This is a genomic window from Cyanobacterium aponinum PCC 10605 (genome assembly GCF_000317675.1).
Taxonomy (GTDB): Bacteria; Cyanobacteriota; Cyanobacteriia; order Cyanobacteriales; family Cyanobacteriaceae; genus PCC-10605.
In genome coordinates, this window is the sequence record NC_019776.1 from 3,974,607 (window position 1) to 4,001,590 (window position 26,984).

32 protein-coding genes are annotated in these 26,984 nt (G+C 34.7%); 18 read left to right on the forward strand and 14 right to left on the reverse strand.

The window, feature by feature from the left end; all coding sequences use genetic code 11:
• Positions 1-98: 98 nt before the first annotated feature.
• Positions 99-2,738, reverse strand: a complete 2,640-nt coding sequence (adhE, locus tag CYAN10605_RS16655) for a bifunctional acetaldehyde-CoA/alcohol dehydrogenase (RefSeq protein ID WP_015221114.1) — start codon at positions 2,736-2,738, stop codon at positions 99-101.
• A 498-nt stretch (positions 2,739-3,236) separates the two neighbouring features.
• Between adhE and CYAN10605_RS16660 the strand changes: the two genes are divergently transcribed.
• Entirely contained in the window at positions 3,237-3,611 is a 375-nt protein-coding gene (locus CYAN10605_RS16660; RefSeq protein ID WP_015221115.1) for a four helix bundle protein, read from the forward strand.
• 258 nt (positions 3,612-3,869) lie between these two features.
• Here CYAN10605_RS16660 and CYAN10605_RS16665 read toward each other — a convergent pair whose 3' ends face one another.
• The 3 genes from CYAN10605_RS16665 to CYAN10605_RS16675 form a co-directional block, all read right to left on the reverse strand.
• The gene (locus CYAN10605_RS16665; RefSeq protein WP_015221116.1) at positions 3,870-4,049 is read right to left on the reverse strand and encodes a hypothetical protein; all 180 of its coding nucleotides are present in this window, start codon (positions 4,047-4,049) and stop codon (positions 3,870-3,872) included.
• Between the two features lie 41 nt (positions 4,050-4,090).
• Positions 4,091-4,519 carry a ferredoxin gene (locus CYAN10605_RS16670; protein ID WP_015221117.1) on the reverse strand — a complete coding sequence of 143 codons (429 nt, stop codon included), beginning with the start codon at positions 4,517-4,519 and terminating at the stop codon, positions 4,091-4,093.
• 193 nt (positions 4,520-4,712) lie between these two features.
• Positions 4,713-5,096: a DUF1257 domain-containing protein gene (locus CYAN10605_RS16675; protein WP_015221118.1), complete on the reverse strand. Its 384-nt coding sequence runs from the start codon at positions 5,094-5,096 to the stop codon at positions 4,713-4,715.
• Positions 5,097-5,272: 176 nt separating this feature from the next.
• Between CYAN10605_RS16675 and CYAN10605_RS16680 the strand changes: the two genes are divergently transcribed.
• The 3 genes from CYAN10605_RS16680 (at position 5,273) to CYAN10605_RS16690 (ending at position 6,609) form a co-directional block, all read left to right on the forward strand.
• Positions 5,273-5,875 (forward strand): Uma2 family endonuclease, encoded by a 603-nt coding sequence (locus tag CYAN10605_RS16680; protein ID WP_015221119.1) that lies wholly within the window; start codon positions 5,273-5,275, stop codon positions 5,873-5,875.
• A gap of 64 nt (positions 5,876-5,939) precedes the next feature.
• Entirely contained in the window at positions 5,940-6,263 is a 324-nt protein-coding gene (locus CYAN10605_RS16685; RefSeq protein ID WP_015221120.1) for a nucleotidyltransferase family protein, read from the forward strand.
• On the forward strand, positions 6,247-6,609 hold the full coding sequence (locus CYAN10605_RS16690; RefSeq protein ID WP_015221121.1) for a HepT-like ribonuclease domain-containing protein: 363 nt from the start codon (positions 6,247-6,249) through the stop codon (positions 6,607-6,609). Before CYAN10605_RS16685 ends, CYAN10605_RS16690 begins: the two co-directional genes overlap by 17 nt.
• Before the next feature lie 59 nt (positions 6,610-6,668).
• Here the strand turns inward: CYAN10605_RS16690 and CYAN10605_RS16695 are convergent, their stop codons facing one another.
• Positions 6,669-6,887, reverse strand: coding sequence for a DUF2997 domain-containing protein (locus tag CYAN10605_RS16695; RefSeq protein WP_041922565.1), 219 nt, complete (start codon positions 6,885-6,887; stop codon positions 6,669-6,671).
• Positions 6,888-6,934: 47 nt separating this feature from the next.
• Here CYAN10605_RS16695 and CYAN10605_RS16700 point away from each other — a divergent pair, with 47 nt between their 5' ends.
• The 3 genes from CYAN10605_RS16700 to queD all read left to right on the forward strand — a co-directional run bounded on the left by CYAN10605_RS16700 (position 6,935) and on the right by queD (position 8,567).
• Positions 6,935-7,564: a methylthioribulose 1-phosphate dehydratase gene (locus CYAN10605_RS16700; protein WP_015221123.1), complete on the forward strand. Its 630-nt coding sequence runs from the start codon at positions 6,935-6,937 to the stop codon at positions 7,562-7,564.
• Positions 7,561-8,124 carry a 1,2-dihydroxy-3-keto-5-methylthiopentene dioxygenase gene (locus CYAN10605_RS16705; RefSeq protein ID WP_015221124.1) on the forward strand — a complete coding sequence of 188 codons (564 nt, stop codon included), beginning with the start codon at positions 7,561-7,563 and terminating at the stop codon, positions 8,122-8,124. Before CYAN10605_RS16700 ends, CYAN10605_RS16705 begins: the two co-directional genes overlap by 4 nt.
• A 65-nt stretch (positions 8,125-8,189) precedes the next feature.
• Positions 8,190-8,567, forward strand: coding sequence for a 6-carboxytetrahydropterin synthase QueD (queD, locus tag CYAN10605_RS16710; RefSeq protein ID WP_015221125.1), 378 nt, complete (start codon positions 8,190-8,192; stop codon positions 8,565-8,567).
• A gap of 3 nt (positions 8,568-8,570) precedes the next feature.
• Here the strand turns inward: queD and recQ are convergent, their stop codons facing one another.
• Together recQ and CYAN10605_RS16720 are read right to left on the reverse strand one after the other, a co-directional pair.
• Positions 8,571-10,694, reverse strand: coding sequence for a DNA helicase RecQ (gene recQ / locus CYAN10605_RS16715; RefSeq protein WP_015221126.1), 2,124 nt, complete (start codon positions 10,692-10,694; stop codon positions 8,571-8,573).
• A 70-nt stretch (positions 10,695-10,764) separates the two neighbouring features.
• Positions 10,765-11,091 carry a YbjQ family protein gene (locus CYAN10605_RS16720; RefSeq protein ID WP_015221127.1) on the reverse strand — a complete coding sequence of 109 codons (327 nt, stop codon included), beginning with the start codon at positions 11,089-11,091 and terminating at the stop codon, positions 10,765-10,767.
• Positions 11,092-11,210: 119 nt separating this feature from the next.
• Between CYAN10605_RS16720 and CYAN10605_RS16725 the strand changes: the two genes are divergently transcribed.
• Positions 11,211-12,170, forward strand: a complete 960-nt coding sequence (locus tag CYAN10605_RS16725) for a GGDEF domain-containing protein (RefSeq protein WP_015221128.1) — start codon at positions 11,211-11,213, stop codon at positions 12,168-12,170.
• An 88-nt stretch (positions 12,171-12,258) separates the two neighbouring features.
• On the opposite strand, the gene CYAN10605_RS16730 is transcribed toward CYAN10605_RS16725, so the two are convergent.
• Together CYAN10605_RS16730 and CYAN10605_RS16735 are read right to left on the reverse strand one after the other, a co-directional pair.
• Positions 12,259-13,320 carry a YheT family hydrolase gene (locus CYAN10605_RS16730; RefSeq protein WP_015221129.1) on the reverse strand — a complete coding sequence of 354 codons (1,062 nt, stop codon included), beginning with the start codon at positions 13,318-13,320 and terminating at the stop codon, positions 12,259-12,261.
• Between the two features lie 104 nt (positions 13,321-13,424).
• Complete coding sequence (locus CYAN10605_RS16735) at positions 13,425-13,841, reverse strand: secondary thiamine-phosphate synthase enzyme YjbQ (RefSeq protein WP_015221130.1); 417 nt, start codon at positions 13,839-13,841, stop codon at positions 13,425-13,427.
• Between the two features lie 24 nt (positions 13,842-13,865).
• Here CYAN10605_RS16735 and CYAN10605_RS16740 point away from each other — a divergent pair, with 24 nt between their 5' ends.
• From CYAN10605_RS16740 to CYAN10605_RS16755, 4 genes are all read left to right on the forward strand, one after another.
• On the forward strand, positions 13,866-14,354 hold the full coding sequence (locus CYAN10605_RS16740; RefSeq protein ID WP_015221131.1) for a GNAT family N-acetyltransferase: 489 nt from the start codon (positions 13,866-13,868) through the stop codon (positions 14,352-14,354).
• Positions 14,351-14,935 carry a rhomboid family intramembrane serine protease gene (locus CYAN10605_RS16745; RefSeq protein WP_015221132.1) on the forward strand — a complete coding sequence of 195 codons (585 nt, stop codon included), beginning with the start codon at positions 14,351-14,353 and terminating at the stop codon, positions 14,933-14,935. The genes CYAN10605_RS16740 and CYAN10605_RS16745 overlap by 4 nt, the downstream gene beginning before the upstream one ends.
• A 107-nt stretch (positions 14,936-15,042) precedes the next feature.
• Positions 15,043-15,324 (forward strand): hypothetical protein, encoded by a 282-nt coding sequence (locus CYAN10605_RS16750; protein WP_015221133.1) that lies wholly within the window; start codon positions 15,043-15,045, stop codon positions 15,322-15,324.
• Positions 15,325-15,346: 22 nt separating this feature from the next.
• The gene (locus CYAN10605_RS16755) at positions 15,347-15,646 is read left to right on the forward strand and encodes a hypothetical protein (protein WP_015221134.1); all 300 of its coding nucleotides are present in this window, start codon (positions 15,347-15,349) and stop codon (positions 15,644-15,646) included.
• A 277-nt stretch (positions 15,647-15,923) separates the two neighbouring features.
• Here the strand turns inward: CYAN10605_RS16755 and CYAN10605_RS16760 are convergent, their stop codons facing one another.
• From CYAN10605_RS16760 to CYAN10605_RS16770, 3 genes are all read right to left on the reverse strand, one after another.
• Entirely contained in the window at positions 15,924-16,742 is an 819-nt protein-coding gene (locus tag CYAN10605_RS16760; protein WP_015221135.1) for a Cof-type HAD-IIB family hydrolase, read from the reverse strand.
• Positions 16,743-16,878: 136 nt separating this feature from the next.
• A complete protein-coding gene (mazG, locus tag CYAN10605_RS16765) occupies positions 16,879-17,700 on the reverse strand; it encodes a nucleoside triphosphate pyrophosphohydrolase (RefSeq protein ID WP_015221136.1) in 822 nt (273 codons plus the stop codon).
• 141 nt (positions 17,701-17,841) lie between these two features.
• Positions 17,842-18,630 carry a TrmH family RNA methyltransferase gene (locus tag CYAN10605_RS16770; RefSeq protein ID WP_015221137.1) on the reverse strand — a complete coding sequence of 263 codons (789 nt, stop codon included), beginning with the start codon at positions 18,628-18,630 and terminating at the stop codon, positions 17,842-17,844.
• 178 nt (positions 18,631-18,808) lie between these two features.
• Here CYAN10605_RS16770 and CYAN10605_RS16775 point away from each other — a divergent pair, with 178 nt between their 5' ends.
• From CYAN10605_RS16775 to CYAN10605_RS16790, 4 genes are all read left to right on the forward strand, one after another.
• On the forward strand, positions 18,809-19,909 hold the full coding sequence (locus tag CYAN10605_RS16775; protein ID WP_041922984.1) for a glycosyltransferase family 2 protein: 1,101 nt from the start codon (positions 18,809-18,811) through the stop codon (positions 19,907-19,909).
• Between the two features lie 18 nt (positions 19,910-19,927).
• Positions 19,928-20,425 carry a glycosyl-4,4'-diaponeurosporenoate acyltransferase CrtO family protein gene (locus tag CYAN10605_RS16780; RefSeq protein WP_015221139.1) on the forward strand — a complete coding sequence of 166 codons (498 nt, stop codon included), beginning with the start codon at positions 19,928-19,930 and terminating at the stop codon, positions 20,423-20,425.
• A gap of 58 nt (positions 20,426-20,483) precedes the next feature.
• Positions 20,484-20,804, forward strand: coding sequence for a P-II family nitrogen regulator (locus CYAN10605_RS16785; protein WP_015221140.1), 321 nt, complete (start codon positions 20,484-20,486; stop codon positions 20,802-20,804).
• Between the two features lie 608 nt (positions 20,805-21,412).
• Positions 21,413-21,865, forward strand: coding sequence for an SRPBCC family protein (locus CYAN10605_RS16790; RefSeq protein ID WP_015221141.1), 453 nt, complete (start codon positions 21,413-21,415; stop codon positions 21,863-21,865).
• Positions 21,866-22,199: 334 nt separating this feature from the next.
• On the opposite strand, the gene rpoD is transcribed toward CYAN10605_RS16790, so the two are convergent.
• Complete coding sequence (gene rpoD / locus CYAN10605_RS16795) at positions 22,200-23,360, reverse strand: RNA polymerase sigma factor RpoD (RefSeq protein ID WP_015221142.1); 1,161 nt, start codon at positions 23,358-23,360, stop codon at positions 22,200-22,202.
• Positions 23,361-24,677: 1,317 nt separating this feature from the next.
• Between rpoD and CYAN10605_RS16805 the strand changes: the two genes are divergently transcribed.
• The gene (locus CYAN10605_RS16805) at positions 24,678-24,857 is read left to right on the forward strand and encodes a (2Fe-2S)-binding protein (protein WP_015221144.1); all 180 of its coding nucleotides are present in this window, start codon (positions 24,678-24,680) and stop codon (positions 24,855-24,857) included.
• An 81-nt stretch (positions 24,858-24,938) separates the two neighbouring features.
• On the opposite strand, the gene CYAN10605_RS16810 is transcribed toward CYAN10605_RS16805, so the two are convergent.
• Complete coding sequence (locus CYAN10605_RS16810; RefSeq protein WP_015221145.1) at positions 24,939-25,613, reverse strand: YqiA/YcfP family alpha/beta fold hydrolase; 675 nt, start codon at positions 25,611-25,613, stop codon at positions 24,939-24,941.
• A 98-nt stretch (positions 25,614-25,711) separates the two neighbouring features.
• On the opposite strand from CYAN10605_RS16810, the gene CYAN10605_RS16815 reads away from it, so the two are divergent.
• Complete coding sequence (locus tag CYAN10605_RS16815) at positions 25,712-26,968, forward strand: FIST signal transduction protein (RefSeq protein WP_041922566.1); 1,257 nt, start codon at positions 25,712-25,714, stop codon at positions 26,966-26,968.
• The last annotated feature ends 16 nt before the right edge of the window (positions 26,969-26,984 follow it).

The window sequence follows — 26,984 nt, forward strand, 5'->3', positions numbered from 1 at the left end:
CTTTGCCCCTTGCCCCTTGCCCTTTGCCCTTTTACTTTGCACATTGTCTTTTTCGTCATCACTCATAGATGACAAGTTATCCCAAACTCAGGTTAAATCTAGTTAACCACTGTCTCTTCCTCTGGTTGGTGATAGAATTGGGATTCAAGATTAAAGCCACGATAAGCCATGATATACAATTCCTTCATATCTTTAATTAAAGGATAGCGGGGATTTGTACCAGTGCATTGATCATCGAAGGCTTGTTCTGCTAAACTTTCTATCTCATCATAAAATTGTTGATCTTCAATGGATAAGACTTCTCGGATGGTAAGAGGTATATTTAACTCTTTTTTCAGGTTTTCCACCGCTTCGACGAGTTTCTCTACCTTCTCATCATCGGTGACGCCCCCTAACTGTAAATAGTCGGCAATTTGAGCATAGCGAAATTTAGCGTTAGGATACTTATATTGAGGGAAAATCGCCTGTTTAAAGGGTGCATCCGTGGCATTGTAACGAATAACGTGGGAAATCATCAACGCATTAGCCAATCCGTGAGGTACATGGAAACTTGAACCTAGTTTGTGAGCCAATGAGTGACAGATACCTAAGAAGGAGTTAGCAAAAGCCATTCCGGCAATGGTAGCGGCGTAGTGTACTTTTTCCCTTGCTTTGAGATCTTTTGCCCCGTTATGATAAGCATTGGGTAAGTATTTAAATAAAAGTCCGATCGCCTTTAATGCTAAACCACTGGTAAACTCGGTGGAGTAGATAGACACATAAGCCTCTAAAGCGTGGGTTAAAGCGTCAATGCCTCCAAATGCCGTCAAACTTTTGGGCATATTTAACACCAATTCAGGATCAACTATGGCAATATTAGGGGTTAAAGCATAGTCAGCAAGGGGATATTTAATGCCCGTTTTTTCATCGGTGACGACTGCAAAAGGTGTTACTTCTGAGCCTGTGCCTGATGTAGTGGGAATGGCTACCATAATCGCTTTTTTGCCCAACTCTGGTAAGTCATATACCCGTTTGCGAATATCCATAAACCGAGTGGCGATGCCTTCAAATTCGATATCGGGTTGTTCGTACATTAACCACATCACTTTTGCCGCATCCATCGGTGAACCTCCCCCGAGGGCGATGATAACATCAGGATTAAAGCTGTTTAACAGAGCTAAACCACGACTGACGGTAGCAAGGCAAGGATCAGGCTCAACATCGTAGAAAATATCATATTTTATGCCCATTTGCTCTAAAACACTCTCTATTTTCTTTGTCATGCCCAATTCGTAGAGAGGTTTATCGGTGACGATGAAAGCCTTTTCTTTTCCTGCTAAATCCCCTAAAGCAACGGGTAAGCTACCGTATTTGAAGTAAACCTTCGGCGGTACACGAAACCAAAGCATATTTTCTCGCCGTTCGGTGATAGTCTTAATGTTGAGTAAATGTTGCACTCCCACATTACCACTGATGGAGTTACCGCCCCAACTACCACAACCGAGGGTTAAAGACGGATCAAGACGGAAGTTATATAAATCCCCGATCGCACCTACGGAGGAGGGAGTATTTACTAATACCCTAGCGGTTTCCATTTTACTTTCAAAATAAGCGATTTCTTTGTGCTTATCAGGACTAATATAAATTGAGGATGTATGCCCTTTTCCACCCAATTCTACTAATTGAGCCGCTTTTTCTGTTGCATCTTCAAAGGTGTCTGCTCGATACATTGCTAAAATGGGAGATAATTTTTCATAAGCAAAAGGCTCATCATAACCAATTTTTTCCACTTCTCCAATTAATACTTTGGTGTCGGCAGGAATGGTAATATTAGCTAGTTGAGCGATTTTTTGCACGGACTGCCCCACTATCTCTGCGTTGATTCTACCATCTTTGAGTAGAATATTTCTCAATTGATCAGTTTCTTTATCTTTGAGGAAGTACGCCCCCCTAAGCTCAAATTCCTGTTTAAATTCCTCATAAATAGCATTTTCAACTATCACAGACTGTTCAGAAGCGCAAATCATGCCATTATCAAAGGTTTTACTGAGCATAATCGAAGATACTGCCATTTTGATATGGGCGCTTTTTTCGATAACAGCGGGGGTATTTCCTGCCCCTACCCCTAAAGAAGGATGTCCAGAGGAATAAGCCGCTTTCACCATCCCCGGTCCTCCTGTGGCAAGGATTAGCTTAATATCTGGGTGTTGCATCAATGCCTGAGAGGCTTGTAATGTCGGCTCTTCTATCCATCCAATTATATCCTCCGGTGCTCCAGCCGCGATCGCAGCATCTCTGACAATTTTTGCTGCTTCGATGGTACATTTTTTCGCTCTAGGGTGAGGAGAGAGAATAATTGCGTTGCGAGTTTTGAGGGCTAAAAGAGTTTTAAAAATTGCCGTAGAAGTGGGGTTAGTAGTGGGAATAATTCCTGCGATTACTCCTAAAGGTTCAGCAATTTTTTCTATACCATAACATTCATCTTTTTCTACGACTCCGCAAGTTTTTTCGTCACGATATTTGTTATAAATAATTTCAGAAGCAAAGTGATTTTTTATTACTTTATCTTCAACAATTCCCATCCCAGTTTCTTCACAAGCCATTTTAGCTAAGGGGATTCGGGCTGAGTTTGCTGCCAATGCCGCCCTTTTGAAGATGCGATCTACTTCTTCTTGAGAAAAATGTGCATACTTTTGTTGAGCTTTTTTAACATTACTAATTAACTGCTCTAAGAATGCTAAACTACTAGCAAATTCCATAAGAAATAACTCCTATTTTTTAGGTCAAATGTGGAGAGATATTGAGTAAGAGTCGGAAGATAAAAAAATTTATTTTTATTCTCTAACTTCATTATAGACAATTCTATAAATTGAATTATTTATTTTTTGTTAAGCTATTTCCATATTTCTCTCAAAAATTATCCAAATGCAATATATTAGACCTCTCCATAAATTATTTTTCGTTGGCTCGTAGTAAGGGCTTCAGCCCCTAAAATGTCTATTATTGGAGATGTCTATTGGGGTCTTATAAGATTTTTATCAGAGTTAATATTTCGTAAAAAACATAAACTATTATTCTTTTTAAATAGAAGTTGCTGGAAAAGTGTTGTCATGAAGATAAGTGGATAAATAAACAATCCAATTGACTCTACTATTTGAAACCTCTTTCAAATTAATAACTGACGTTACGCACTTATTGATGTGTTAAGTTAAGGGAGGTTTCAGGTTTCAGGTTTCAGGTTTCAGGAAATAATAAAAATGATTGAACTAAAAAGTTATCGAGATTTAACGGTTTGGCAAAAATCAATGGATTTGGTAGTAATATGTTATCAATTAACTTCTCAATTTCCCAAAACAGAAATTTATGGTTTAAGTAGTCAAATACAAAGAGCCGCAGTTTCAATTCCTGCCAACATCGCAGAAGGAAAAGGGAGAAATCATTTGGGTGATTATATTCGTCATCTTTCTATGGCAAATGGCTCACTCAAAGAATTAGAAACTCATTTGATGATTATAGGACGATTAGGCTATCTTAAAGAGCAAGAATTAAAAGTTACTTTAAACAAATGTGAGGAAATTGGCAGAATGTTACATAGTTTAATCGAAAAACTAAGTCAAAATAAAAAAGGGTGAATTTTTCTGACTTTAAACCTGACACCTGATACCTGACACCTGATACCTCAAAACAACAACTAATTATCTTTTTGCGTAACATCAGTTAATAAAAAAACTGGGCGTTGCTTAATCATGATATGAAATGTAATGAAATTATGTCAAAAATTGAGACATCAAAATATTATCACTATTGACCATTGCTCCTACCCGCACTTAAATGAGAAATCATATCTAAAATCAGCAATGCAGAAAACTAACTTAATAAATTACGTGACGTTAGTTATTATTTTTTAAGATAGGTAATCTCTCACCTCGGAAAATTTCTTCACTAGCTTTTCCCATATCCACTAACAAACTCATCAAATTATTTCCCAACATTTGCCCTAAAACCATAGGGGGAGTTAATAGACTAAGGGCAACACAGGGTAATTGAAATGATGATTTTTGATCAGCCATGATTTTTCCTCCAATATGTGAATGATTAACTTTTGACTTACTTATTTATTAACTTTTGATTTATTCTTTTTCGTGTTTTTTCCCGACTTATTGACTTGGGGATAACCTAAAGGACGTATTTCTTGATATTTTCTTTCTTCTTCTTTTTTTCTAATTTCTGTGTAGTCTAGCCAGTGAATACAGTCCACAGGGCAAGTGTCGATCGCTTCTTGAACGATTTCCTCTGTATCTCCATCCTGATTATACACCCTAGAACGCCCATAATCATTTTCAATATAAAAAGTATTGGGAGCGACATGAACACAATTTTTACAACCGATGCAAGTCACCTCATCCACATAAACACCTTTTTCTCTGTCAATGCCTCCTAACTCTGGCTCAAAACCACTTCTATCGGGATTATCTCGCCAAATGCCTCCTAATTCTGGTTCAAAACCTGTTTTTGATTCTCGATCCCCTTGATCTAACATAATAAAAAAAATTAAACTGTCAATGCTAATAATAATCGTTTGTCTATATAATGGTTTTGGGATAAACAAGGTAGTAGAATGGGAAATCCGTATCTAAACCTTGTCTATCGCAATCATTGGTGAGTATTCAAGTTATATAACAAGCAGAAATCGGGATGATTAGCCCAAATTTCAGTAGAAAAGAGAAAAGGGATTAACTCCAACGCTGAACAACTAAACGAATTGAACCATCGTTATTTTTTTGTTGTTCAGTGACAGAAAAGCCCTGTTTAGAAGACTCTTGAAGGACTGTATGCAAAGCATAACCTTGAGTAACACGCTGTAAAAAACCATCAACAGTCCAAGGCTGTTGCCAGTATTGTAAATCAGCGACTAACTCATACTCTTGACCATTCCAAGCAAAACCAATATCATAGTTATTCTCTTGTTCAATAACTATTTGGGCTTGGGTAGTTTGTCCTTGATAACCTCTGACGGTGGAAGGACCATTTTTCCACTCAATACCCAAATTATTTAAAGAGGCTTGTAATGATTCCAGATTCCGAATTTGAGTCTTTATACTGCTAAAGTGAGACATAGTTTTTTATGACTAAATTTGATTAAATCGGACAAGATGAAAATTATATTCATTAAGTTTAACAAAAAATCAGGGTTGTAAAGACCTTCTTTTGAACAGTGTGTGATTAGTTATAATTGAAGCGAAAAAGAGAAGATAATTGATTAATATACCAGTAGCGAAAGTCGAGGTTTAACATGGTAACGGCAATCACCAAAGGTGCGACTACGTCTAAGACATCTCCCATCACCGTTGAAGAATATCTAGCACAAGAAGAAATCAGCAAGGAGAAAAACGAATTTATCGAAGGAGAAATCATTAAAATGGCAGGTGCTTCAGCTAATCATAATCGTTTAGCGGTTAATTTTAGCCGTTTATTACCCTTAGAAATCAATAATCAAAGTTACGAGATTTTTGTGAGTGATATGAAATTATTAGCTCCTGATGGTGAGAATTATTTTTATCCTGATGTTATGGTAATCAAAGGTGAGCCAAGATTTACTAATGAGAAACAAACGGCGGTGACGAATCCTTGCTTGATTGCAGAAATTTTATCAAATTCAACAGAGGGATTTGACAAAAATCAAAAATTTGCCTTTTATCGCACTATTCCTGAATTAAAAGAATATATTTTGATTGATCAAGAAGATTATCGGGTTGAATTGTATCGCAAAGTAGGTAAAAATCAATGGTTATTAACAGAATTAATGAGTCAAGAGGATGTGTTAACTTTAGAATCCATTGAGGTAGAAATTAGTTTGGCAGATTTGTATAAACGGGTTAAGTTTACAAATAAATAGCAATACATAATTAAATAACTATTTTCGATAAATCTTCACAAAAAACCTTGATTAAAAATAAATTATGAATAATCAATTATTGTCATTACCGATAACTATACCAAGAAAAAAATTAGATAAATTTTGTCAAGTTTATCATATTAGTAAATTATCTCTATTTGGTTCAGTTTTAAGAGATGATTTTAATGAAAATAGTGACATTGATTTTTTAGTAGAATTTAAAGCCGATTATATTCCCACATTCTTTAAATTATCAGAGATGGAAAGAGTATTATCAACATTATTTAATGGGCGAAAAATCGACCTGAGAACAAAAGAAGAATTAAGTCCTTATTTTCGAGATAAAGTTATCAAAGAAGCGGTGATTCAATATGACAGCAATAGATGATTTTACTAGACTAAAACATATTGCTGATGCCTGTCAAGAAGCATTAGATTTTATCAAAGGTATAACCAGACAAGAGTTAGAAAATGATAGAATGCTTAGTTTAGCTTTGGTAAAAGAATTAGAGATTATTGGCGAAGCGACTAATCATATTTCTTCAGAATTAAAAAATCGTCATCCAGATGTTTCTTGGCAAGATATGATCGGTATGAGAAATCGTTTAGTACACGTTTATTTTGGTATTAATTATGATATTGTCTGGCAAACTATAACAGAAAATTTACCCATTTTACTAGCACAAATTAATGATATTCTAAAACTAGATTTTCCTCAAAATAAATCACTATAATTAAATTTAAGAATAATTGAAAGTAAAGGTTGAAAAAAAAATCAACCCCTACCTTAAAATTACCAACTATAATTATTTGTTTGATGATGATTAAATTGATTAGTAGTTTCTAAATTTTCCTGATAATAGTCTCCCGTTTTTTCCTGAGAGATAATCCTGCCTAATTGTGCCTCAATGGCTTCGGTTACTTCCTGACAAGACTTTCCGATAATGCCTGTGACTTTTTCTTGTACTCTACCGTCAGGATAGATAATAAATTCTAATGTTTCCATGGACATAAATTTATTTTCCCTTTAGCTAAATTATCTTTTTCAAATTTTAACCTATGGTTTATTCTCAATTCGACTTTGATCAAGCCTGTCAATCTATTATTTCTACTGCTAACTATTTGTATTCTCAGGGATGGACTCCCGCCACTAGCAGTAATTTTTCGCAAAAACTTGATAATAATTATTGTGCTATTACTGTTTCTGGAAAAGATAAAGGTAGGTTAATCGCCGATGATATTATGATAGTTGATTTTGAGGGTAAACCCCAAACTAATCAAAAACCATCAGCTGAGACTTTACTTCACACCAGTCTTTATGGTTGGAATGATACTATTGGGGCAGTTTTACACACCCATTCTCTCAATACCACTCTCATTAGCTTATTAACAAATAATAATATTTTGCAATTAGAAGGCTATGAATTATTGAAGGCTTTTAGTGGTATTAGCACCCATGAAAATGCGATCGCATTTCCCATTTTTGAGAATACTCAAGATATAGCCAATTTAGCTCAAGAAGTGATTAATTATTTGAATACTGATGTGCCTTGTTGGGGATATTTAATTAAAGGACATGGGGTATATACTTGGGGGGAAGATATGGCTTCAGCCTTGCGCCACTTAGAAGCGATAGAATATTTAATGAAGTGTGAATTAGAAATAATGAGGATTAAAGGCAGAAAATGACAGCATTAAAAATCTTTTTAGATAATCAACCCTCTACACCTATTTTTGATAGTGATAGTATTCCTGAAGTGGATAGAGTTAGTAAAATTACTCATAAACTAGAAGAAGTGGGAGTGCGCTTTCAACAGTGGCAAACCATCGAAAATTTAACTTCTGGGGTGTCTCAAGAGGAAGTATTAAACGCCTATCAACAGGAAGTAAAACAGTTAATGGATGAGGAAGGTTATTTAACTGTTGATGTAGTTAGTTTAACCTCAGCTCATCCCCAAAAGGCGGAATTTAGACAAAAATTTTTAGATGAACACACTCATAGTGAAGATGAAGTAAGATTTTTTGTGGATGGTAAAGGATTGTTTAGTCTTCATATTGATAACCAAGTGTTTGAAGTACTATGTACTAGGGGAGATTTAATCAGTGTACCTGCGAATACTCGTCATTGGTTTGATATGGGGGAAAATCCCCATTTTACTGCCATCCGCTTTTTTAATAATCCTGAAGGTTGGGTAGCAAATTTTACTGGTAGCGACATTGCCCAACATTTTTCTCGTTTAGACTCTTAAGACAAATCTTCCCTAATCTCTGTATTCCTTTCGATTGAATTGACTACCCCTTACCCTTAACTAAAATGGATGAATGGATTATTTACAAAGAAATAACCTTTGAAGCCGCTCACAAACTACCTCACCATGACGGAAAATGTGCAAGGTTACACGGGCATAGTTGGAAAGCAAGAATTTATGTCCGTAGTAATCACCTAATTAACGAAGGTACTAAACAAGGGATGGTGATGGATTATGGTGATATTAGGGCTTATGTGCAACCCATTTTAGATCAATATTTGGATCATTACTACCTCAATGAATCATTGGGCTTAGAAAACCCCACTAGCGAGGCGATCGCACTTTGGCTATATAATAAACTAGAATCGATGGGAATGCCTAACTTATATGCAGTAGAAATACAGGAAACTTGCACGGCGGCGGCAAGATATATGAGAATTTAACTTTTATTTAATTTTATAGGAAGCTAATTTAGCTTTAACTAATTTGATTTCATCATAACTATATTCGCTACCTAAATAGTCTCTAATGGGTTTGAGAAATTTATCTCCTATTTTATTAAGGGCTTCACTGATATTTTTCTGTTTTTCGGGGTTAACAAATTCATTTACATTGACGGGTTGATTCAATTCAATTAATTCACAAAAATGGCTAATAATTGTTGATTCTGTTAAGCCTCTTTTTTTTGCTATTTCACTTACTGTTAAGCCTTGTTGATAGAATTGTAATGTTTTCATATGAGTATGAGAAGGTAAAGGAGTTATTACAGGTTGTTCATGATTAAACGCAATAATTTCTCTGAGAAAATAGTTTCCATATTTGTTTAATTTATATTCTGTAACTCCAGATATTTTGCTTAAACTCTCTAAGGAAATTGGTTGTAGTTGTGCCATGACTTTTAAGGTAGAATCGCCGAAAATAACATAAGGGGCTATATTCTCTTCATCTGCCAATTTTTTTCTTAATTTTTTTAGTCTGGATAGTAAAATTTCTGTTTCTAATTTTCTGGGATTATCTAAGTCTTGAGAATTATTATTTTGCTCATTGTTTAATGCTATTTTTACTTTTCTTTTATGTTGTAAAATTTTCCAGCTTTCATTATTTAGTTTTAAAATTTTATAACCATCGTTACTTTGACTTACTAAGCCTTGATAAACTAAAGATCTTCCTAAGTATTGCCATTCTTTGGTTGTGTGGTCTTTTCCAATACCATAAGTGGATAATAAATGATGTCCATATTGATAAATTTTCTGATTTTTTGCTCCTCTTAAAATGTTGATAATATGGTTCATGCCAAATTTTTCTCTCGTTCGAGCAACACAGGATAAAAATTTTTGAGCTTCAATGGTCCAATCAACAAATTTTTTGGGATTTAAACAGTTATCACAACCTCCGCAATCCCCTTTATATTTTTCGCCAAAATAGCCTAATTGAACTATTCTACGACAGTAATTTGTTTCTGCATATTCTTGTACTTTTTTTAGTTGTTCTCTTGCTTGTTTTTGTTCGTTGATATTTTCTTTTTGTTTGATAAAATAATTGATTTTATATTCATCGCTAGGATTATATAACAGAATACATTTTGCCGGTTCTCCATCTCTGCCTGCTCGTCCTGACTCTTGATAGTAACTTTCAATGTTACGAGGTAAATCGTGGTGGATGACAAAACGGACATCAGGTTTATTTATACCCATGCCAAAGGCTACGGTAGCAACCATTATACGGGCATCATCTCGAATAAAACAATCTTGATGGTGCGATCGCATCTCATCGGTTAAGCCACCGTGGTAAGGGAGAGCAGAAATATTGTCTTGACGAAGTCTATAGGCTAAATCTTCTGTGGTTTTACGAGCTAAACAATAAATAATACCAGAACCTTCTAAAGAATTGATTAACTGCAAAATTTGGTGATAGTTGCGTTTTTCCCGTGGTCTTACTTCATAATAAAGATTAGGACGATTGAAGCTAAAGCGACGAATAATCGGATTACGAAGCCGTAACTGTTGAATAATATCCTGTTGCACTCTGGGGGTTGCCGTGGCAGTTAAAGCTGTAATTGGTATTTGCGGAAAACGTTGACGTAATTGCCTTAATTGTCGATATTCTAAACGAAAATCATGGCCCCACTCAGATATACAATGAGCTTCATCAATAGCAAAAGATGCGATCGCATTAGTCTTAGCAACGGTATTTAAAAATGACTGAAACTTCTCACTAATAAGCCTTTCAGGAGCAAGATAGAGTAATTTAATTTTACCAGAAAGAATTAATTGTTCCCGATGCTTAATTTCTTGAAAATCAAGGGTGCTATTGATAAAAGTTGCCCCAATACCATTATCATGCAACGACATAACCTGATCTTGCATTAAGGAAATCAGAGGAGAAATAACAATTGTCACCCCTTTTTTCAGCAAAGCAGGAAGTTGAAAACAAAGGGATTTTCCGCCTCCAGTAGGCATAATTATCAGTAAATCACGATTATTGAGGGCATTTTGGATAATTTCTTCTTGTCCTTCCCTAAAGCTATCATAACCGAAGTATTTCTTTAATGACTGGCGTAAGGATGACATTATCTAAATTCCCACCTCTGTCTGACTTGCAATCAACAAAACTCAGCATCTCGACTTCACTCGATAACTACTACTGTAAACTAACCGCAGTACCAGTAGCAGTAACTAATAACAATACACCTTCTTGATCTACATTAATTGTTCCAGTGTCAACCTTTATACCAATAACGGCATCCGCATTAAGTTTAATTGCGCGTTTTTTTAATTCTTCAATGGCTTCTAATTGGGCTTTTTCAAAAACTTTTTCATAACTACCAGTACGCCCTCCAAACATATCACGAATCCCAGCAAAAAAGTCCCTTAAAGCATTAGTGCCATAAATTACCTCTGCTGTAACAACACCTAAGTAAGAAGATATTTCTTGATTCTGAATATTATCTGTGGTAGTAACAATCATTGTGGTAAAAGTAAATATAATTTAATTTCTAATTTTAAATAAGCTCAGATTATTATATAATAACAACAGTAATAAAATTTCTCCAGCAATCACCAATTAATAATAGAAAATGACTGTCCATGATTGACCTTAATCAACTATTTTCTTCCATTGATCCTAATCCATTTGTATTATCAATTCTTGCCAAAATCAAACATGATTTAGAAGTTGATCAAGTATTTATTAGTCAATTTAATTCTAGTGGTGAATTAGAAAATATTATCAATGGTTCAGAGCTAATTTCAAAAAAAAAAGATTCCTTTCAAGAAAATAGCTTATATGAAATTAGTGATTCTTTAATAGGAAAAATAAAGAAAAATCAACAATCTTATTTTACCCATGACAGTGATGATTTAACAGAAGATACTTATCCCTTAAAAAGAGCAGAATTACTGTTCCCTATTAAGCTCAAAACACCTCAAGTTATAACCGTTAATGAAGATATTGAGCTTTGGGGAATTTTATCTATTTATGACTATAATTATGAGCGTAAATGGCAAGAAGAACAAATTAAACAAATTGATGAAATTATTAGTATTTTAACTTTAGCAATAGAGCGAAAAATTATCTTTGATAAGTTACTAGAAACACAGCAAAAATGTCAATCTTATTCCCTTCTTGATGATCAAACTGGTTTGGCAAATTATTCAGCTTTTATTGACTGTTTAGATTATGAATGGAGAAGACTAGCAAGGGAAAAGCAACCTCTTTCATTAATTTTATTCAAATTAAGATTTGAAGCTGAATTTAACACAAGAATTTTAGCAAAAATCGGTTATTTAATTCAAGAAGAAATAAAACGTCCTGCTGATTTAGGTGCTTATTTTGGGAATAATAAAATAATGATTATGCTTCCTAATACAAATAGCAGTGGTGCTTTATGGGTGAAAAAAAATATTTTCAAATCCTTAGCAAAAATAACTAATGCTCAAAAAAGTTTTCAGTGCGTCGCAGAAATTTTAACGATCATTCCTGAATATAATCAAGACTATAATTCTATCATTAATAATTTAGAAAAGTCTCTACCTAATTTTGAATAAACTATGTAGAAATTTTATTTGAATTGTGATGTGGTGGTTAAGGAAGAATCCAGAAGTTAGGAGTCAGTGTTTTCCATTTAGTAGGGTTCTATTTTTTCTTTTTCTTCTGAGAATCGGTAATCCATTCTAAAAAGCGATTCCATGCCCACCATTTATCTTGATCATTCCACTGTTTTTGACAGTTTTTACTACTAATATAACCGACGTGACCGCCATATTTTGTAAGAGTTAGGTCAATCCAAGGATTGTTTTTGCTTACTTTGACAACTTCTTCGATTAAACAGGGGGCAAACATGGGATCATCTTTAGCATATAAGATTAAGGTCGGTTTTTTGATTTGAGCCATGATTCCCAGAGGGCTACTAAGTCGATAATATTCCTCTAAGCTATCAATACCTAATTGGGGAATAACTAAATTTCGATCGAACTCTTTTATACTATTGACTCGATCGAGTTGTTGTTGATTAAAATGATGAGGATGAGCTTGAAATATCTTTTCTGCCAATTGTCGTAAATTACGGGTAATTGCCTTTTCTAATTTACTACCTACGGGATGAGCTTCCAGATAATTTAAGGATTTCCAAGCATCTAAACTCGGACAAATAGCACAACCTCCTCCTATATCTTCTTCTGATAACTCTAAAGAATCTTCATACTTACTCAGATGGGATGCTTCATATAATGCCCATAACGTTAATTTTCCCCCCAGAGAATAGCCTGTAAACCAAAATTGAGGAGGGCAACCTAATTTTTTACTTTCAGAGGCAATACACAGAAAATCTTGTCCTTCATATAAGCCATCAGAGGTTAACGTTGGAGAAAGCAAAGCGGTTTTACCATGGGCTCTCCAATCAAACATAACTACCGCATAATTCTGAGCATATGCCTTAGCCGACAAAATCTTTAAAAACCATTGGTCTTGTAAACTTCCTGTAACTCCATAGGTAGCAATAATCGTACCTTGAGCATGGGGAGGAATTGCTACTAAACCATAAATGGCTACATTATTCGCACCATAGAATATATGTTCTTGATAATTCGGCTCACTATATTTGATGGTTTTATGCCAATTTCTGTGGGCAAAAAGGGCAACATAGAGAGTTTGAATTAAACCACTACGCAAAAAGATACTCGGTTCATAATACCACATAATTAATTAGGAATTAGTAATTAAGACAAGGCAATAGCAATTAGTGAATAGTTGATAATTACTTATTACTCCCCTAAACCTGCAACCTGCAACCTGAATTCAAATTATTCCCCTTGAATATGGATAGCAATTTGGCGAAGATGAGATCGCATTCTATGTTCCCATAAATATAATCCTTGCCAAGTACCTAACCATAAACGCCCCTGATGAATAATGATATTCTCAGAAGTGCTAGTCAAGACAGAGCGAATATGACTGGGCATATCATCAACACCTTCGGCGCTATGGAGATAATCAGCACTTTCAGACACTAACTTACTAAAAAAACTACTCAAATCAGCTAATACATCAGGATCAGCATTTTCTTGAATAATTAAACTTGCGCTAGTATGAAGAATAAAAACTGTACATAAACCCGTGTTAATACCTGAATTAATGACCACGTCATTCACCTGAGAGGTTATTTTGTGTAAACACTTGCCGCTAGTTTTGACTTGGATTACTTGTTGGTGAAGTTTCATAACAGTAAAAAATTAAACAAAAAAATGGAAGAATTGAGTTTTTCAATGGCAACAGAGAGAGATTTTGACACCCTCCAACAAATATACCGTTATACGGTTCAAAAACTTGCCCCTAGCTTATATTCTCCAGCACAGGTAGAAGCATGGTCTGCCGCCCCTAATAATTTTAACTGTTTTCAATATTTTATTTTTGATCCTGATACATATTTACTATTGATTAAGCAACAAATAGTTGGTTTCTGTGGTTTACGCAAAAATGGACACATCGCCTCATTATATATTCATCCAGATTATACTCGCCAAGGTTATGGTACTAAACTACTAAATTATGTTTTAAATATAGGTGTTAACCGACAAATAAAAAGATTTTTTACGGAAGCTAGTTTTTTTTCCTATCCTGTTTTTACCCGTTGCGGTTTTACCGTAATTGAAATGGAAACAGTAAATTATGGAGATGTTGCCTTCGATCGTTATAAAATGGAAAAAATTATTCCATACACATCAGACTCATGAGCGATGAGAATTTAAAAGCATTGGCAAAGGAGATAAAAATCCAATTTACTATCCTCGGCGTTTTTGTCATTATTTTCTGGTTAATTGAAATTATAAATCTGACTTTCTTCGGCGATCGCCTCGATTCTCTTGGAATTATGCCGAGGAGTTTAATCGGCTTAAGAGGTATCATTCTCGCCCCTTTTTTACATGGAGATATACCTCATTTAATCGCTAATACTTTCCCTTTTGTCATACTAGGATTCTTAACCATGTTACGAAAAACCAGTGACTTTTTCATCGTGACTTTTTTCTCGATGATCATTAGTGGGTTAGGAGTTTGGCTATTCGCTTCTCCTAACTCTATTACAGTGGGTGCTAGTGGGGTGATTTTCGGTTTTTTAGGATTTTTGATGTTTCGGGGCTTATTCCAAAAAAATATCCCTTCTATCGCCGTTTCCTTGATTGTTATTTTTTTATATGGTGGAATGGTATGGGGCGTATTACCAACCGACCCTCGTATTTCATGGTTAGCTCATCTATTTGGTTTTTTTGGAGGAGTTTTAGCGGCGAAATTTATTGCTGATAATCAAGATAATTAACCTCAGTGTGGGTAGTCACTTGGGTATAGAGTAAATTTTTGAGTTAGGAATAAAAACTGCTATCCTAAAAATAGAAAATTCATAAGGCACAATTTTATTATATTCTTATGGCACAAATAAAGAAGATCGGGAGTAATGGACAAATTTCTTTGGGTAAAGAGTTTGCCGGTCAAAATGTTTTGATTGATAATCCTGAATATGGTATTTGGACTATTAAAATTGGTACATTTATCCCTCACAATGAACAATGGTTACTGGAAAAAGATAATGCTACCAAACTTGACGAGGCTTTGGATTGGGCTAGCAATAATCAACCTACATCCACTGATTTAACGGAGTTAGAAAATTCTATATCTTCCCATTTCAATAGTAATAATGATAATAATTAAGGAGTATTTTAACTATCCATAAATGGCTAATATTTTACTTGATTTAAACTCTCCTGTTTTTCAAAAAGATTTATTTTCTTTGAGTAAGGAAGATGCCTATAGTGTAATAAATACTTTAAAGAAAATTACTAAAATAGATTGGGATAGTCTCTATAAAAGTAAAGGGTTGAAATGGGAGTTAATTTATTCTAAAAAAGGAAATAAGGGTGAAAATGTTTATAGTTTTCGTATTAATAGAAAGTATAGGGCAACGGCTTTAAGAGATGGTAATTATTTGAGAGTGCTTAGTTTACATCTTGATCATGATTCTACTTATAAATGAAGTTATTAAGGAGTAATTTCTTGAGTAAAACGTGTGATCGCACCCTTGAACTCACAGAAAAACTCCTCACAGGTAAACTCTCTCTTACAGCGCTTTTTTATTTAATCAATAAGCTACATTTTTTATCTCTCGCAAAGTCGCAAAGGAGAATGCAAAGTGTAGTTTAAGTAAATGAAATTTGCTGTATGCTGAATTCAGGTTAATTGGAGGTTGACCAGTGGTATTCTTGAGAGTAAGTAATAGGCGATAGTCCAAAACACTTATTAATCAAGGACTCCTATAAAATATAAGATGCGATCGCATCTGCAACTCCATCATTTTCCACATCTTGAGTAACCCCCGCCGCAATAGCCCTAATTTCTGGGGGTGCATCCCCCATAGCAATACCCAAGCCAACATAATCCAACATGGTGTAATCATTGTAATTATCACCAATTGCCATAACTTCTTGAGGGTTATAGCCTAAGATTTTTTCCACAAGATATTTTACTGTTGAACCTTTATTGACATTCGCTTGAGTTGCTTCTAAATAGATAGGATTAGATTGAGTTAAATATAGTTCATCTGTGGAGTAGCGAATTTGTAAATCTTGTAAAAGGTTGCCGATAAAATCAGCATCAGGACTTTGTGCTAAAACTTTTGTGGGATGATTATTTAATAAAGTTTCTAATTTTTCCACTACATTAAAATTAATTCCAGATCTAGTAACATAAAAATCTGTTTTTTCTGAGAAATTTTCCACATATAATTGATCATCATAATAAAGATGAATTTCCAATTCATTATCTATTTGTTTTTCCCTAAAATATCGCATTAATTCCTGAGCAATGTTTTTATTTACAGGCTGATGTAAAAGTATTTCCTGATTATCAACTCTTTGCATCCAAGCACCATTATAAGCAATTATAGGTAAGTCAGCGTTAATTTCTTGGTGAAATCTTAAAGCAGAACAAAACATTCTCCCTGTAGCTAAACCAACTTTTACCCCTTTTCCTTGGGCTTCTTTAATGGCATTTTTTACCTTTTCTGTTACCTGATTAGATTTTCCAGAAATCGTGCCATCAATATCGAGAATTAGCAATTTTATATCTGTCATTTTTTTATAATAAATATTAATTAATTAAAACACAGGACAAAGGCAATTAAAAATTAGTAATTAGTAATTAAGACAAGACAATAGGCAATAGTGAATAGTTAAGAATTAAGAATTAAAAACTTCTGACTTCTACTAATTACTCGTCAATAGATAATTGTTTCTTGGCAGATTGCCAAAGAACTTCTAATTCAGTCAAAGAATATTCTTGCAAGGGGCGATCGCATTTTTGTTCCATGAGGGAAAGCCTTTGAATAAAACGATTATTTGTTCCCTGTAGGGCAACAGTGGGGTCAATCCCATACCAACGCCCTAAGTTAACTACTGTAAATAATAAATCACCTAGCTCCGTTTCGGCGTGTTGTAGATCACCTTTAATAATAGCTTCTTGAAATTCTTTTAATTCTTCCTGAAACTTATCCCACACTCCTTCTACATTTTCCCACTCAAATCCCGCTTTTGCCGCCTGTTTAGAAATTTTTAAGGTTGCCATCAGAGGAGGCAAACTACGCACATAAGTTTTGAGTTTTTCACTTAATAAAGCATGGGTTTTTTGTTTTTCTTCTTGCTTAATTTTTTCCCAGTTATGATGTACTTCTTCTTCACTTGCTACCTCAACATCACCAAAAACGTGGGGATGACGGCGAATTAGTTTTTCACTGATACCCTCGGCAATATCTTCAAGGGTGAAATATTCATTTTCTTGAGCAATTTGTGCTTGTAAAACCACCTGTAATAGTAAATCTCCCAATTCTTCCGCTATTTCTGCCTGATTTTGAGAGTAAATAGCGTCCACTGCTTCGTATGCTTCTTCAATAATGTAGGGAATTAAAGATTCTTGAGTTTGGGCTAAATCCCATGGACATCCCCCTAGAGGCGATCGCAACTTGGCTACTATGTCGATCAAGCGTTCTAATGCCGTTAAGATTTTTTGATTAGCGTGACTGGCAAATTTGGTCATGATTATTTCAGAGGGTGATTAGATGATAATGTCAAATAATAGTTGACAATTGATACAATATAAAGACAATTAACAATTAAAAGTTAACAATTAAGACAAGAAAACAGAGTTGAATTAACTTCTCCCTAACCCCTTAATCCCCTAACCCCGAACTTCAATTTGTCTCATTCTCTCATGTAAGATCAGAGAAGATGCGATCCCAACGTTAAGGGATTCCACATCATTAAATAAGGGAATTTTGAGCTTGTGAGTGGCTAAGTTTTTTAAATTTGCCGATAATCCTCTGGACTCATTTCCCATAAGTATAATCGTGGGAGCGGTTAAATCAACTTGCCACGGTTTTATATCTCCTTGTAAATCAGTGGCAATAATTTGATAACCTTTTTCTTGATATTCGGTAATTAAAAGTGATAAATTATCTTCTACCTTTGCCTTAATCTTAAACCATTCTCCCACCGAAGCTCTCATTACTTTGGGATTATCCAGATCGACACAATCTCGACTTAACCAGATAAAATCTACACCCATGGCCACGCTACTACGAATGATAGTACCTAAATTTCCGGGGTCTTGGATGCGATCGAGAATTAACCCCAATTGTAAATTTTGCCGAGGATGAGACACCACCGAATCCCGTTTAGCGGTTGCCACCACCCCATCAGGATTGACGGTAGTTGCTAGTTTCGTCATCACTTCTTCAGAAACCGTTTCAACTCTTTCCCCTTGGCTCTGTAATTTTTCCCATAAAAAAGGATTTTTTTTCTGCCATAACTCAGTAGTTAACACCGTGACTAAGGGATAACTGACTTCCAATGCCACAGAAATTAAATTAGTGCCTTCTAACAGATGCAAATTTTGTCTATGTCTTTCTTTACTATTATGTAGTTTGCGAACTTGTTTAACAAGGGGATTCTGCACACTGATTAACATAAAAAATAATTAAATAATTCCGCTATTCATCAATTAAATTTTATCTAATTATTGTTACATAATATGTTGTAACCCTATGAGCTTTAACTTTTGTGTAAGGAAATAAAATTATTTCTAAAAATAAATGATTGACAAAAAAACTAAAATATTAACAATTATTTGAAATTAATTTATGATTATGGATCTAGATATTCTGTCCATGACCTTGATATTTCGTTGGCTAATAGGCTGGATATTAATGTGGAATTTGCCAAGACTTCCAGACATTGCAGTTATTGGTTCACCGAAAGTATCAGTCTTAATTCCAGCAAGAAATGAAGAAAAATCTCTTCCTCATTTACTAACCGCATTAAACAATCAGTCTTTCAAACCTTACGAAATTATCGTTATTGATGACCAGTTCATCGATAACACTGCTAACATCGCTCAACAAACAGGTGTAAAAGTAATACAAAATAATTTTTTGCCAAAGGGTTGGACAGGAAAAAATTGGGCTCTCAAAACAGGTTACAATAACTCATCAGGAGATATTCTTGTATTTCTTGATGCTGATACAGAACCCGGACAAGATTTACTTCGTAGATTAGTGGCGACAGTTCAACACTTAGGAGGTCTAGTTTCCATCCAGCCTTATCACCGCACTGAACGTCCCTACGAACAGTTAGCAATGCTATTTAATCTTGTTGGTTTAATGTCTGTTAAACTGGGGGCAAGAGGAGGTGTGGCTTTTGGTCCAGCTATGGCTACTAGCAGAGAAAACTACGAACTTGTCGGTAGCCATGAAGTCGTAGCCAAGTACGTTGTAGAGGACTGGTTCATGGCTCATGCCTATGAGAATTCAGGACTTCCAGTAAGTGCATACATTGGCTATGAGCAATTAAATTATCGTATGTATCCAGATAACATACAAAATCTTATTGATGGTTTTGACAAAAATTTTGCCACTGCGGCGGGGGAGGTTTCTTGGGTAAGAATGTTCGCTGTTTTACTTTGGCTTTCAGGATTGTTTTGGGCGGCTTGGTGTTTTCCTGCATCCCTATTTGGTTTACCCATGGTGGGAAATCAATCTCTACTGTATAACGGTGTACTTTATTTTGCCTTTGCTATACAGTTAGCGATAGTTATAAAGCCCGTTGGTTCTTTTAGATTAACCACTTTTTTCTTCCCTATTCCAGTTGTTTTTTTTCTTGCAGTGTTTATAAAATCAATTTTAAAACTCAAACATGGTCAAATAGAATGGAAAGGAAGAAAGATAAGCACGCGGATACAAAGTAAATAATTGTACTTATGCTAAATAATGCTGTTAAATTTAAATGATGGAAGAGTTTTACTTCTTTGCGTAGTAGGTTGGGCCGCTTGGTCACTTTTAATCGGCTTTGTTGGTTATAAACTTCCTCTAAAACATTTAGAAATAGATACTTGGTTAACTCAGCCAAGACCTTGGGGTGAAACTCGTAAATGGTATGAGCAAGTTTTACGAATCAAGGATTGGAAAGATTGGTTGCCAGAAGCAGGAAATTTTTTTCCTGGAGGTTTCCAAAAAACTTCTATAGGTGGTGGAAACTATGCACTAATGTTTCGTTTTGTCGCTGAAACCCGTCGAGCAGAATATGTTCATATAGCTATCTGGTTTTTTTGGTTGGTGACTATACTCTGGACATCTGGGTGGGGAGTTGTACTAAATTTAGTCGTGGGAACAACTTTTAATTTGCCTTGTTTATGGGTGCAACGTTACAATCGACTCCGACTTCAGCATTTGTTGTTATTAAAAAAAACAAGAAAAATTACCTGCTAACTGATTGTTAAGTTATTGTAGAAGTATAATTTTGAAGAAAAAATCTTAGGAGTTGTCTATGTCAACCTCATCAGTGCCCAAAAAAACGGCTGTGCTGGTTGTTATGATCGGTGAAACCGTTTTACAAGACCCTATTATTAAATTACTAAAAGATTTGGGCGTTAATGGCTATACTTTAAGCCAAGCCCAGGGTGCAGGTCGTCATGGAAGTCGCAGAGGAGATATGGCAGGTTATAACACTAATATTGAGATTAGAACTATCGTATCCCAAGAATTATCTGAGGCTATCTTTTCTGGTTTGACAGAGTATCAATCGAATCATGCTTTAATTGCTTTCAGACAAAATGTAGAGGCTTTGAGTGGGTTTGAAATCATCTAATAAAGAGTATTGAAACAAATAAATTTGGCTCTATTACTTCCAGTCATGTAAATTATTTGTTAAGTTAGGTAACAGGCAACACAGGATTCTTAAATAGTAAAAGATAAAATTTTAATCTATTGCTTGTGTAATAATAATCTGAAGCTCTTATTTTCTATTAATTTATCATAACTACTATAGAAAAGCTATAAATTTTAGTATTAGAAAACTTTTAAATAAATATAGACATATTGTAAATAGGTGATGTCACGTCAGTTCGGCATAAAATTATCGGTGTAGGTAGGCAACAAGAAAAGTGTTTATAATTGAAACGAACTGCATTTAAATTGATTTTAAATAGGTTTTTTCTATAAATTAATTATTTTTTGACAGTAAAATTTTATTGACTATAGTTTTCAACGCCTTATTTTTCAATATTTCTTTTCTCCAACTCAAGTGGTATCGATATATAAATCTTAATTAGGGTCTGCTTTTGAGAATTAAAAGCGTTATCAGATAAAGGCTTTAAATATAATTTCCACTTGGCAAAGTAGCAAAAATAGACTGTTTTCTTCGAAAAATTCTGTATTTCCTCCATTCTAATTAATTGAAACTTGGATGAAACAAAAATGCACCAGCATATAGTAGAGGTCAATGTAGCTTGTTCGGTAGAAGAAGTTTATAATCTTTGGCAAAGAGTTGAAAATGTTCCTCGTTTGATGCCTCTGGTGAAGGAAGTGGAGATTATAAAGGGTTCTGATGATTTATCGCTCTGGAAATTTGGTTTAGGATTTCCTTTGCTTACTCAGTGGACTTCACATATTACTCAACGTGTCCCTCAAAAGTTGATCGCTTGGGAATCTGTTTCTGGACTAAAAAACAGAGGTTGTGCCGAGTTTTTTTCTACGGATAAAGGCTGTCGTTTATGTCTTACCGTTGCCTTTGATTTACCCGGAGGAGTGGTTGGTACTTTACTTAAAACTGTTAATATAGATCGTTGGTTGGAAGCAAATCTTGTAGAAAGTTTGAACCGCTTTCAATCTCTAATTGAAAAAGAAGTTTTGCGACAAAAAGGTTGGTAGCTGTAATGCTCAACTTTTATACATAACGAAATTTGAGTTTGGGGTAAATTTTCATCGATGAGTGGTGGCACAAAAGGCAAGAGGCAAAGTAAAAAGGGCAAAGATGAATAGTGTTGGGGTGAATAGTTGATAATTAAGAATTAAAAATTAAAAATTAAGAATTAAAAACTCTGAACTCCGTTCACGACTGAAAGGAGTGTACGAGCGCTTGAGCATTCTCTCCGAACTCCGAACCCTTATCTGATATTCTTAAACCGAACTGAGGTTAAATACTTTAACCCTTACAGTTTATAAATGTAGTGTAAGGGCTAAATATTATTCTATAAAACCGCAACTATCGGATATATTCTTTTAAAATACTATTCCGATTAGGATGACGTAACTTACGCAAAGCCTTAGCTTCAATTTGTCTGATTCTTTCACGGGTAACATTGAAGATTTGCCCTATCTCCTCTAAAGTCTTCATTCTGCCATCATCTAAGCCGTAGCGTAGTCTTAAAACGTCTCTTTCTCGAGGACTAAGGGAGTCTAACACATTTTCTAAATCTTCTCTCAATAAATTTTTAGATACTTCATCTTCTGGGGTTTCTCCATCTGCCTCGATAAAATCTCCTAAACGGGAGTCTTCTTCCTTACCAATGGGAGTTTCCAGAGAAATGGGTAATTGTGCCGATTTTGCAATGAAGCGTAACTTTTCAATGGTCATTTCCATATCTTCGGCAATTTCTTCCTCTGTGGGTTTGCGTCCCATTTTCTGAGATAACATCTTTGTGGTTTTTTTGATGCGAGAAATTGTTTCGTAAAGATGCACTGGAAGACGAATAGTTCGGGATTGATCTGCGATCGCTCTTGTAATTGCTTGTCGTATCCACCATGTGGCGTAAGTGGAGAATTTATAACCTTTTTCGTGGTCAAATTTTTCGGCGGCGCGAATTAAACCGAGTGAACCTTCCTGAATCAAATCCTGAAAAGATAAACCCCGATTCATGTACTTTTTAGCGATAGATACCACTAAACGCAAATTGGATTGTACCATCTTATCCTTTGCCTTACGTCCAATATGTAAGCGACGATTAAATTGACGCATATTCGGCATATCAGATGCGATCGCCCATTCTTCATCCGTTGGCACACGCCCCAAATGTTCAATCAAAGTAGAACGTATATACTCAAGATCCAATAAATCAGCAATTTGTCGGGCTAACTCAATTTCCTCCTCGGCTCGTAATAACCTGATACGACCTATTTCTTGCAGGTAAACACGAATAGAATCTTCCGTAAAGGGCTTTTTCTTCGATTGACCTCGACGACGGGGAGTAGCAGATAACTTGCGGGATTTCTTACTACTAACATCTGCCACACCAATGGAATCAGCCTCGACAATCATCTCACTTAATTCTCCTTCTCTGCCAGAAACAGAAGAATTATAATCAAACATTTCTTCTAAATCATTAACGGGTGAGATAGTTGCTAAAATTTCTCGTGCTTGGGTCATGCCGTTTTCCTCGTACTCCTTCTGAAAATTTACTGAGAAGATAGATTAGATAATCAAAAAATAAATAAATACAACAAATTATCTTTCCTCCAAAACAACTTCACCATAAATAAGCACCAACAAAACCCTCACCATTGCACCGATATTAGCGAATAGAGAGTAAAAATTAATTGTTAGTGTCATCTAAAATATAGTTAGTGAATGTTTTACTTAGAGAAAAGACATTCAGGAATCAACCTGAAGTTAATAACCTTAACCTTTATAAATCAAGGCAAGTCTAGCCGACTGTTTTCTTTTTATTTTGGAAAATTCCACAGTCTGATATACTTGTAGATCAGCGAAAGATAAAAGTGTTTGATTCTGGCTAACAGAAAGTAGGAAGGGTTGAGGGTTCTCATTACTGACTAACCTTATCTCCTTTTCCTTATTTTCCATTAACAACTGAATCTCTTTATCTTGTTATTCTCCCAAAACTTTTATATCAAAATAAATAAACATCATGGAGTTTTTAATAAGTCCGATTATTAAAATCTTCAGATATTGTAATGAATTTCACAGAAAATAGCATCCAGAAACGATACTTTTCTCTCATAGAGCATTCATGTTCTTTATGGTACATATGTAAATTATGATTGTTTCTTAATCATCCCTGACCACTAGGTTAACAAACCTTTTCGATTTTGGGCATAGTCTGTGTAATTTTACTGATAATTTGTCATCGAATTTTAATGGATTACCCAATACAATTAAAATCAACATTCTGCACTTCCTTTTGTAATGCTTGGGTGAGGTAGTCAGGTGTTGAAAGTTAGGATGTGAAGGTGTTAGGAAAGACGAGTTAGGAGTTAGGAGAATTCGCTGAACTCTTACACTTTTTTTCAGTCGTGAACGGGGTTTAGGGTTTTTAATCTGACGGAGAGACAATGAAACTGCAATGAGGGTAGGTTTTAGGTTTTAGGTTTCAGGTTTCAGGTTGCAGGTTTCAGGTTGCAGGTTTCAAATACATGAACAGTATTTTGTATTTACGAAATAAATAGCCAGACATATTATCTCAAAATGTTGATAATCCAATAGTTTTGCCTATTATTTGAACCATTGGGTAAATAGAAATAATGATAAATATTAGTGGATACAAAACCTAACACCTGCTACATGCTACCTATAAGATTTTTAGAATTATTGTCACCCCTTCAGGTTTTTAATTCTTAATTCTTAACTATTCACTTTTTTCTGGGTTGTTTTTTTTAAATAATAATGATAAAATTTTGCAATAACTAGAGTTAAAATAAAAATAGAAATCAGTTATTGGGAGTTCTTATGTACGTTTGTATTTGTAATGGTGTAACAGAAAAAGATATTCACAAAGCTGTTGAAGGAGGTATTTGTTCATTAGATCAGTTATCCGCAAAAACCTCTGTTACTAAGCATTGTGGCTGTTGTACAGAATACGCTTGTAAAGTGATTGAAGAAGCAATGGCTCAACGTCAAGTAAGATAATATAAGCGGGATAGAAAATGAAAAATAGTACAAGTACAGCAAGATATATTTAATAGTAATTATCAAGTTTATTGAGAATAATTAAAGACTTTTCCAAAATAATTGTAACTCTTGCCAAATGTTATCCAGACAATTATTCAAACTGTGATCGCTATTTAGTTCGATTAAGGTAGCGTTATTATGTTTTTTGAGATAATCTCGACTAGATTGGATTGGTATAGTTTCATCGTTGATACCATGAAAAATCAGAGTGGGGATAGAATGATTAATTAACGACTCGTCATAGGATAGTAAATCTGTCCAAAAATTATAGTTTAAAGACATTTGTTGCTTGTAGCCATAATGGTAGATAGAAAAGAAACCGTCTTTTTGCCATTGAATAAAAGCCTCTTGTGTTTGTAAATTTTTTAAGTGCAAGGCAAAGTTAAAAGCTGGTGCAAGAAGAATTAAGGCTTTAATTTTATCAGGGTTGTTGTGGGCTACCCAACTGGCGGTTAAACCTCCAAAGCTGGAACCAATTAAAATAAATTGTGGATGTATCTTTTGCCCTTCCCAAGATTCTTGTTTCTCTGTTATTACTTTTGTTACCTGATTAATTTGCCGAGAAAGAGATAAATTAGTAAAGTCTGGTTGATTAAAATCCATGATTGCGAGGGGAGTATTGATTTCTTGATACCTTTGCTGAAAATAAAGGGCTTTAGTGGAATTGGGGCTAGATGCAAAACCGTGTAAATATAAATGCAGATAATTACTCATAAAAATTAGAGAGTTTTGATAATTGATAAGGAATACGGAATAATGAATTGTTAATAGTAAATATAAATGGAAAAGTATTAGTTGGGGAAAGAAGAATTATGGCAAACAAAATGCAATGGATTAATGCTTTATCGATAAATCCTTCTTTAGAAAAGGCGATTGATGAGGTAGTAGATAAGATTAAGAGTAAACTTGATGGTAATGCTGATTTAGGTATAATTTTTATTTCCTCGGCTTTTGCTAGTGACTATCCCCGTTTAATGCCGATACTGTTAGATAAATTACCTTTGCCCTGTGTTATTGGTTGTGGGGGAGGGGGAATTGTGGGCATGAAAAATGATTATCAACCTCAAGAAATAGAAGGGAATCCTGCTTTAAGTTTAACTGTTGCTAGTTTGCCTGATGTTGAAATTACTCCTTTTCATATTATTCCTGATGATTTACCAGATTTAGATAGTCCTCCTTCGGCTTGGTGTAGTATGATAGGAGTAGAAATACAAAAAGAGCCTAATTTTATTCTTTTATCTGACCCTTTTTCAGCAAAAATTAATGAATTATTGGAAGGATTGGATTTTGCTTATCCCGGAGCGGTAAAAATTGGTGGTTTAGCTAGTACCAGTACTATGGGGGTTGGAAGTGGTTTATTCTACTATGATGGCTCTAATTCTGATCAGTTATTCCGTACAGAAGGCACAGTAGGTATTGCATTGACGGGGAATATTCAAGTGGAATCTATTGTTGCTCAAGGTTGTCGTCCTATTGGTGAAACTTATCAGGTAACAAAGGGACAAAGGAATGTTATTTTAGAGATGAGTGATAGAGAAGGAAAAATAGATAGTCCGTTAAATTTACTGCGAGAATTAATTAATAGTTTAAGTGGAGAGGATCAAGAATTAGCTCAGTATGCTTTATTTATGGGCATTGCAAGGGATGAGTTTAAGTTGGAGTTGGGGGCTGGGGATTTTTTAATTCGTAATTTGGTTGGAGTTGATCCCAAATATGGTGCGATCGCAGTTGGAGATAAAATTAGAACAGGACAAAGAATCAAATTTCATTTGAGAGATGCCAAAGCCTCTGCTGATGATTTAGAAACTCTACTGGCTACTTACTATAATAATAAACAATCTTTAGATCAAACCATTGGTGCATTAATGTTTTCTTGCTTAGGTAGAGGAGAAGGATTATATGGCAAACCAAATTTTGATTCTCAATTATTTCTTGACTATGTAACAGATATTCCTATTGCGGGTTTCTTTTGTAACGGAGAAATAGGCCCTGTGGCAGGTAATACTTTTTTACATGGTTATACTTCTGTTTTCGGCATTTTTTCTTCTAAAGATACTGTGATTGATTAACTTTAATTTAGTGGCA

Coding starts and splice junctions, on each gene's coding strand:
- CYAN10605_RS16815 (WP_041922566.1), top strand. CDS start 25,712: ATGGCAAACAAAATGCAATGGATTAATGCTTTATCGATAAATCCTTCT.
- CYAN10605_RS16670 (WP_015221117.1), bottom strand. CDS start 4,519: ATGTTAGATCAAGGGGATCGAGAATCAAAAACAGGTTTTGAACCAGAA.
- CYAN10605_RS16790 (WP_015221141.1), top strand. CDS start 21,413: ATGCACCAGCATATAGTAGAGGTCAATGTAGCTTGTTCGGTAGAAGAA.
- CYAN10605_RS16775 (WP_041922984.1), top strand. CDS start 18,809: ATGGATCTAGATATTCTGTCCATGACCTTGATATTTCGTTGGCTAATA.
- CYAN10605_RS16680 (WP_015221119.1), top strand. CDS start 5,273: ATGGTAACGGCAATCACCAAAGGTGCGACTACGTCTAAGACATCTCCC.
- CYAN10605_RS16805 (WP_015221144.1), top strand. CDS start 24,678: ATGTACGTTTGTATTTGTAATGGTGTAACAGAAAAAGATATTCACAAA.
- CYAN10605_RS16660 (WP_015221115.1), top strand. CDS start 3,237: ATGATTGAACTAAAAAGTTATCGAGATTTAACGGTTTGGCAAAAATCA.
- rpoD (WP_015221142.1), bottom strand. CDS start 23,360: ATGACCCAAGCACGAGAAATTTTAGCAACTATCTCACCCGTTAATGAT.
- CYAN10605_RS16745 (WP_015221132.1), top strand. CDS start 14,351: ATGAGCGATGAGAATTTAAAAGCATTGGCAAAGGAGATAAAAATCCAA.
- CYAN10605_RS16695 (WP_041922565.1), bottom strand. CDS start 6,887: ATGTCCATGGAAACATTAGAATTTATTATCTATCCTGACGGTAGAGTA.
- CYAN10605_RS16810 (WP_015221145.1), bottom strand. CDS start 25,613: ATGAGTAATTATCTGCATTTATATTTACACGGTTTTGCATCTAGCCCC.
- CYAN10605_RS16685 (WP_015221120.1), top strand. CDS start 5,940: ATGAATAATCAATTATTGTCATTACCGATAACTATACCAAGAAAAAAA.
- CYAN10605_RS16785 (WP_015221140.1), top strand. CDS start 20,484: ATGTCAACCTCATCAGTGCCCAAAAAAACGGCTGTGCTGGTTGTTATG.
- CYAN10605_RS16700 (WP_015221123.1), top strand. CDS start 6,935: ATGGTTTATTCTCAATTCGACTTTGATCAAGCCTGTCAATCTATTATT.
- CYAN10605_RS16730 (WP_015221129.1), bottom strand. CDS start 13,320: ATGTGGTATTATGAACCGAGTATCTTTTTGCGTAGTGGTTTAATTCAA.
- CYAN10605_RS16725 (WP_015221128.1), top strand. CDS start 11,211: ATGATTGACCTTAATCAACTATTTTCTTCCATTGATCCTAATCCATTT.
- CYAN10605_RS16665 (WP_015221116.1), bottom strand. CDS start 4,049: ATGGCTGATCAAAAATCATCATTTCAATTACCCTGTGTTGCCCTTAGT.
- CYAN10605_RS16780 (WP_015221139.1), top strand. CDS start 19,928: ATGCTGTTAAATTTAAATGATGGAAGAGTTTTACTTCTTTGCGTAGTA.
- CYAN10605_RS16760 (WP_015221135.1), bottom strand. CDS start 16,742: ATGACAGATATAAAATTGCTAATTCTCGATATTGATGGCACGATTTCT.
- CYAN10605_RS16720 (WP_015221127.1), bottom strand. CDS start 11,091: ATGATTGTTACTACCACAGATAATATTCAGAATCAAGAAATATCTTCT.
- CYAN10605_RS16735 (WP_015221130.1), bottom strand. CDS start 13,841: ATGAAACTTCACCAACAAGTAATCCAAGTCAAAACTAGCGGCAAGTGT.
- CYAN10605_RS16675 (WP_015221118.1), bottom strand. CDS start 5,096: ATGTCTCACTTTAGCAGTATAAAGACTCAAATTCGGAATCTGGAATCA.
- queD (WP_015221125.1), top strand. CDS start 8,190: ATGGATGAATGGATTATTTACAAAGAAATAACCTTTGAAGCCGCTCAC.
- CYAN10605_RS16755 (WP_015221134.1), top strand. CDS start 15,347: ATGGCTAATATTTTACTTGATTTAAACTCTCCTGTTTTTCAAAAAGAT.
- mazG (WP_015221136.1), bottom strand. CDS start 17,700: ATGACCAAATTTGCCAGTCACGCTAATCAAAAAATCTTAACGGCATTA.
- CYAN10605_RS16770 (WP_015221137.1), bottom strand. CDS start 18,630: ATGTTAATCAGTGTGCAGAATCCCCTTGTTAAACAAGTTCGCAAACTA.
- CYAN10605_RS16690 (WP_015221121.1), top strand. CDS start 6,247: ATGACAGCAATAGATGATTTTACTAGACTAAAACATATTGCTGATGCC.
- CYAN10605_RS16705 (WP_015221124.1), top strand. CDS start 7,561: ATGACAGCATTAAAAATCTTTTTAGATAATCAACCCTCTACACCTATT.
- recQ (WP_015221126.1), bottom strand. CDS start 10,694: ATGTCATCCTTACGCCAGTCATTAAAGAAATACTTCGGTTATGATAGC.
- adhE (WP_015221114.1), bottom strand. CDS start 2,738: ATGGAATTTGCTAGTAGTTTAGCATTCTTAGAGCAGTTAATTAGTAAT.
- CYAN10605_RS16750 (WP_015221133.1), top strand. CDS start 15,043: ATGGCACAAATAAAGAAGATCGGGAGTAATGGACAAATTTCTTTGGGT.
- CYAN10605_RS16740 (WP_015221131.1), top strand. CDS start 13,866: ATGGAAGAATTGAGTTTTTCAATGGCAACAGAGAGAGATTTTGACACC.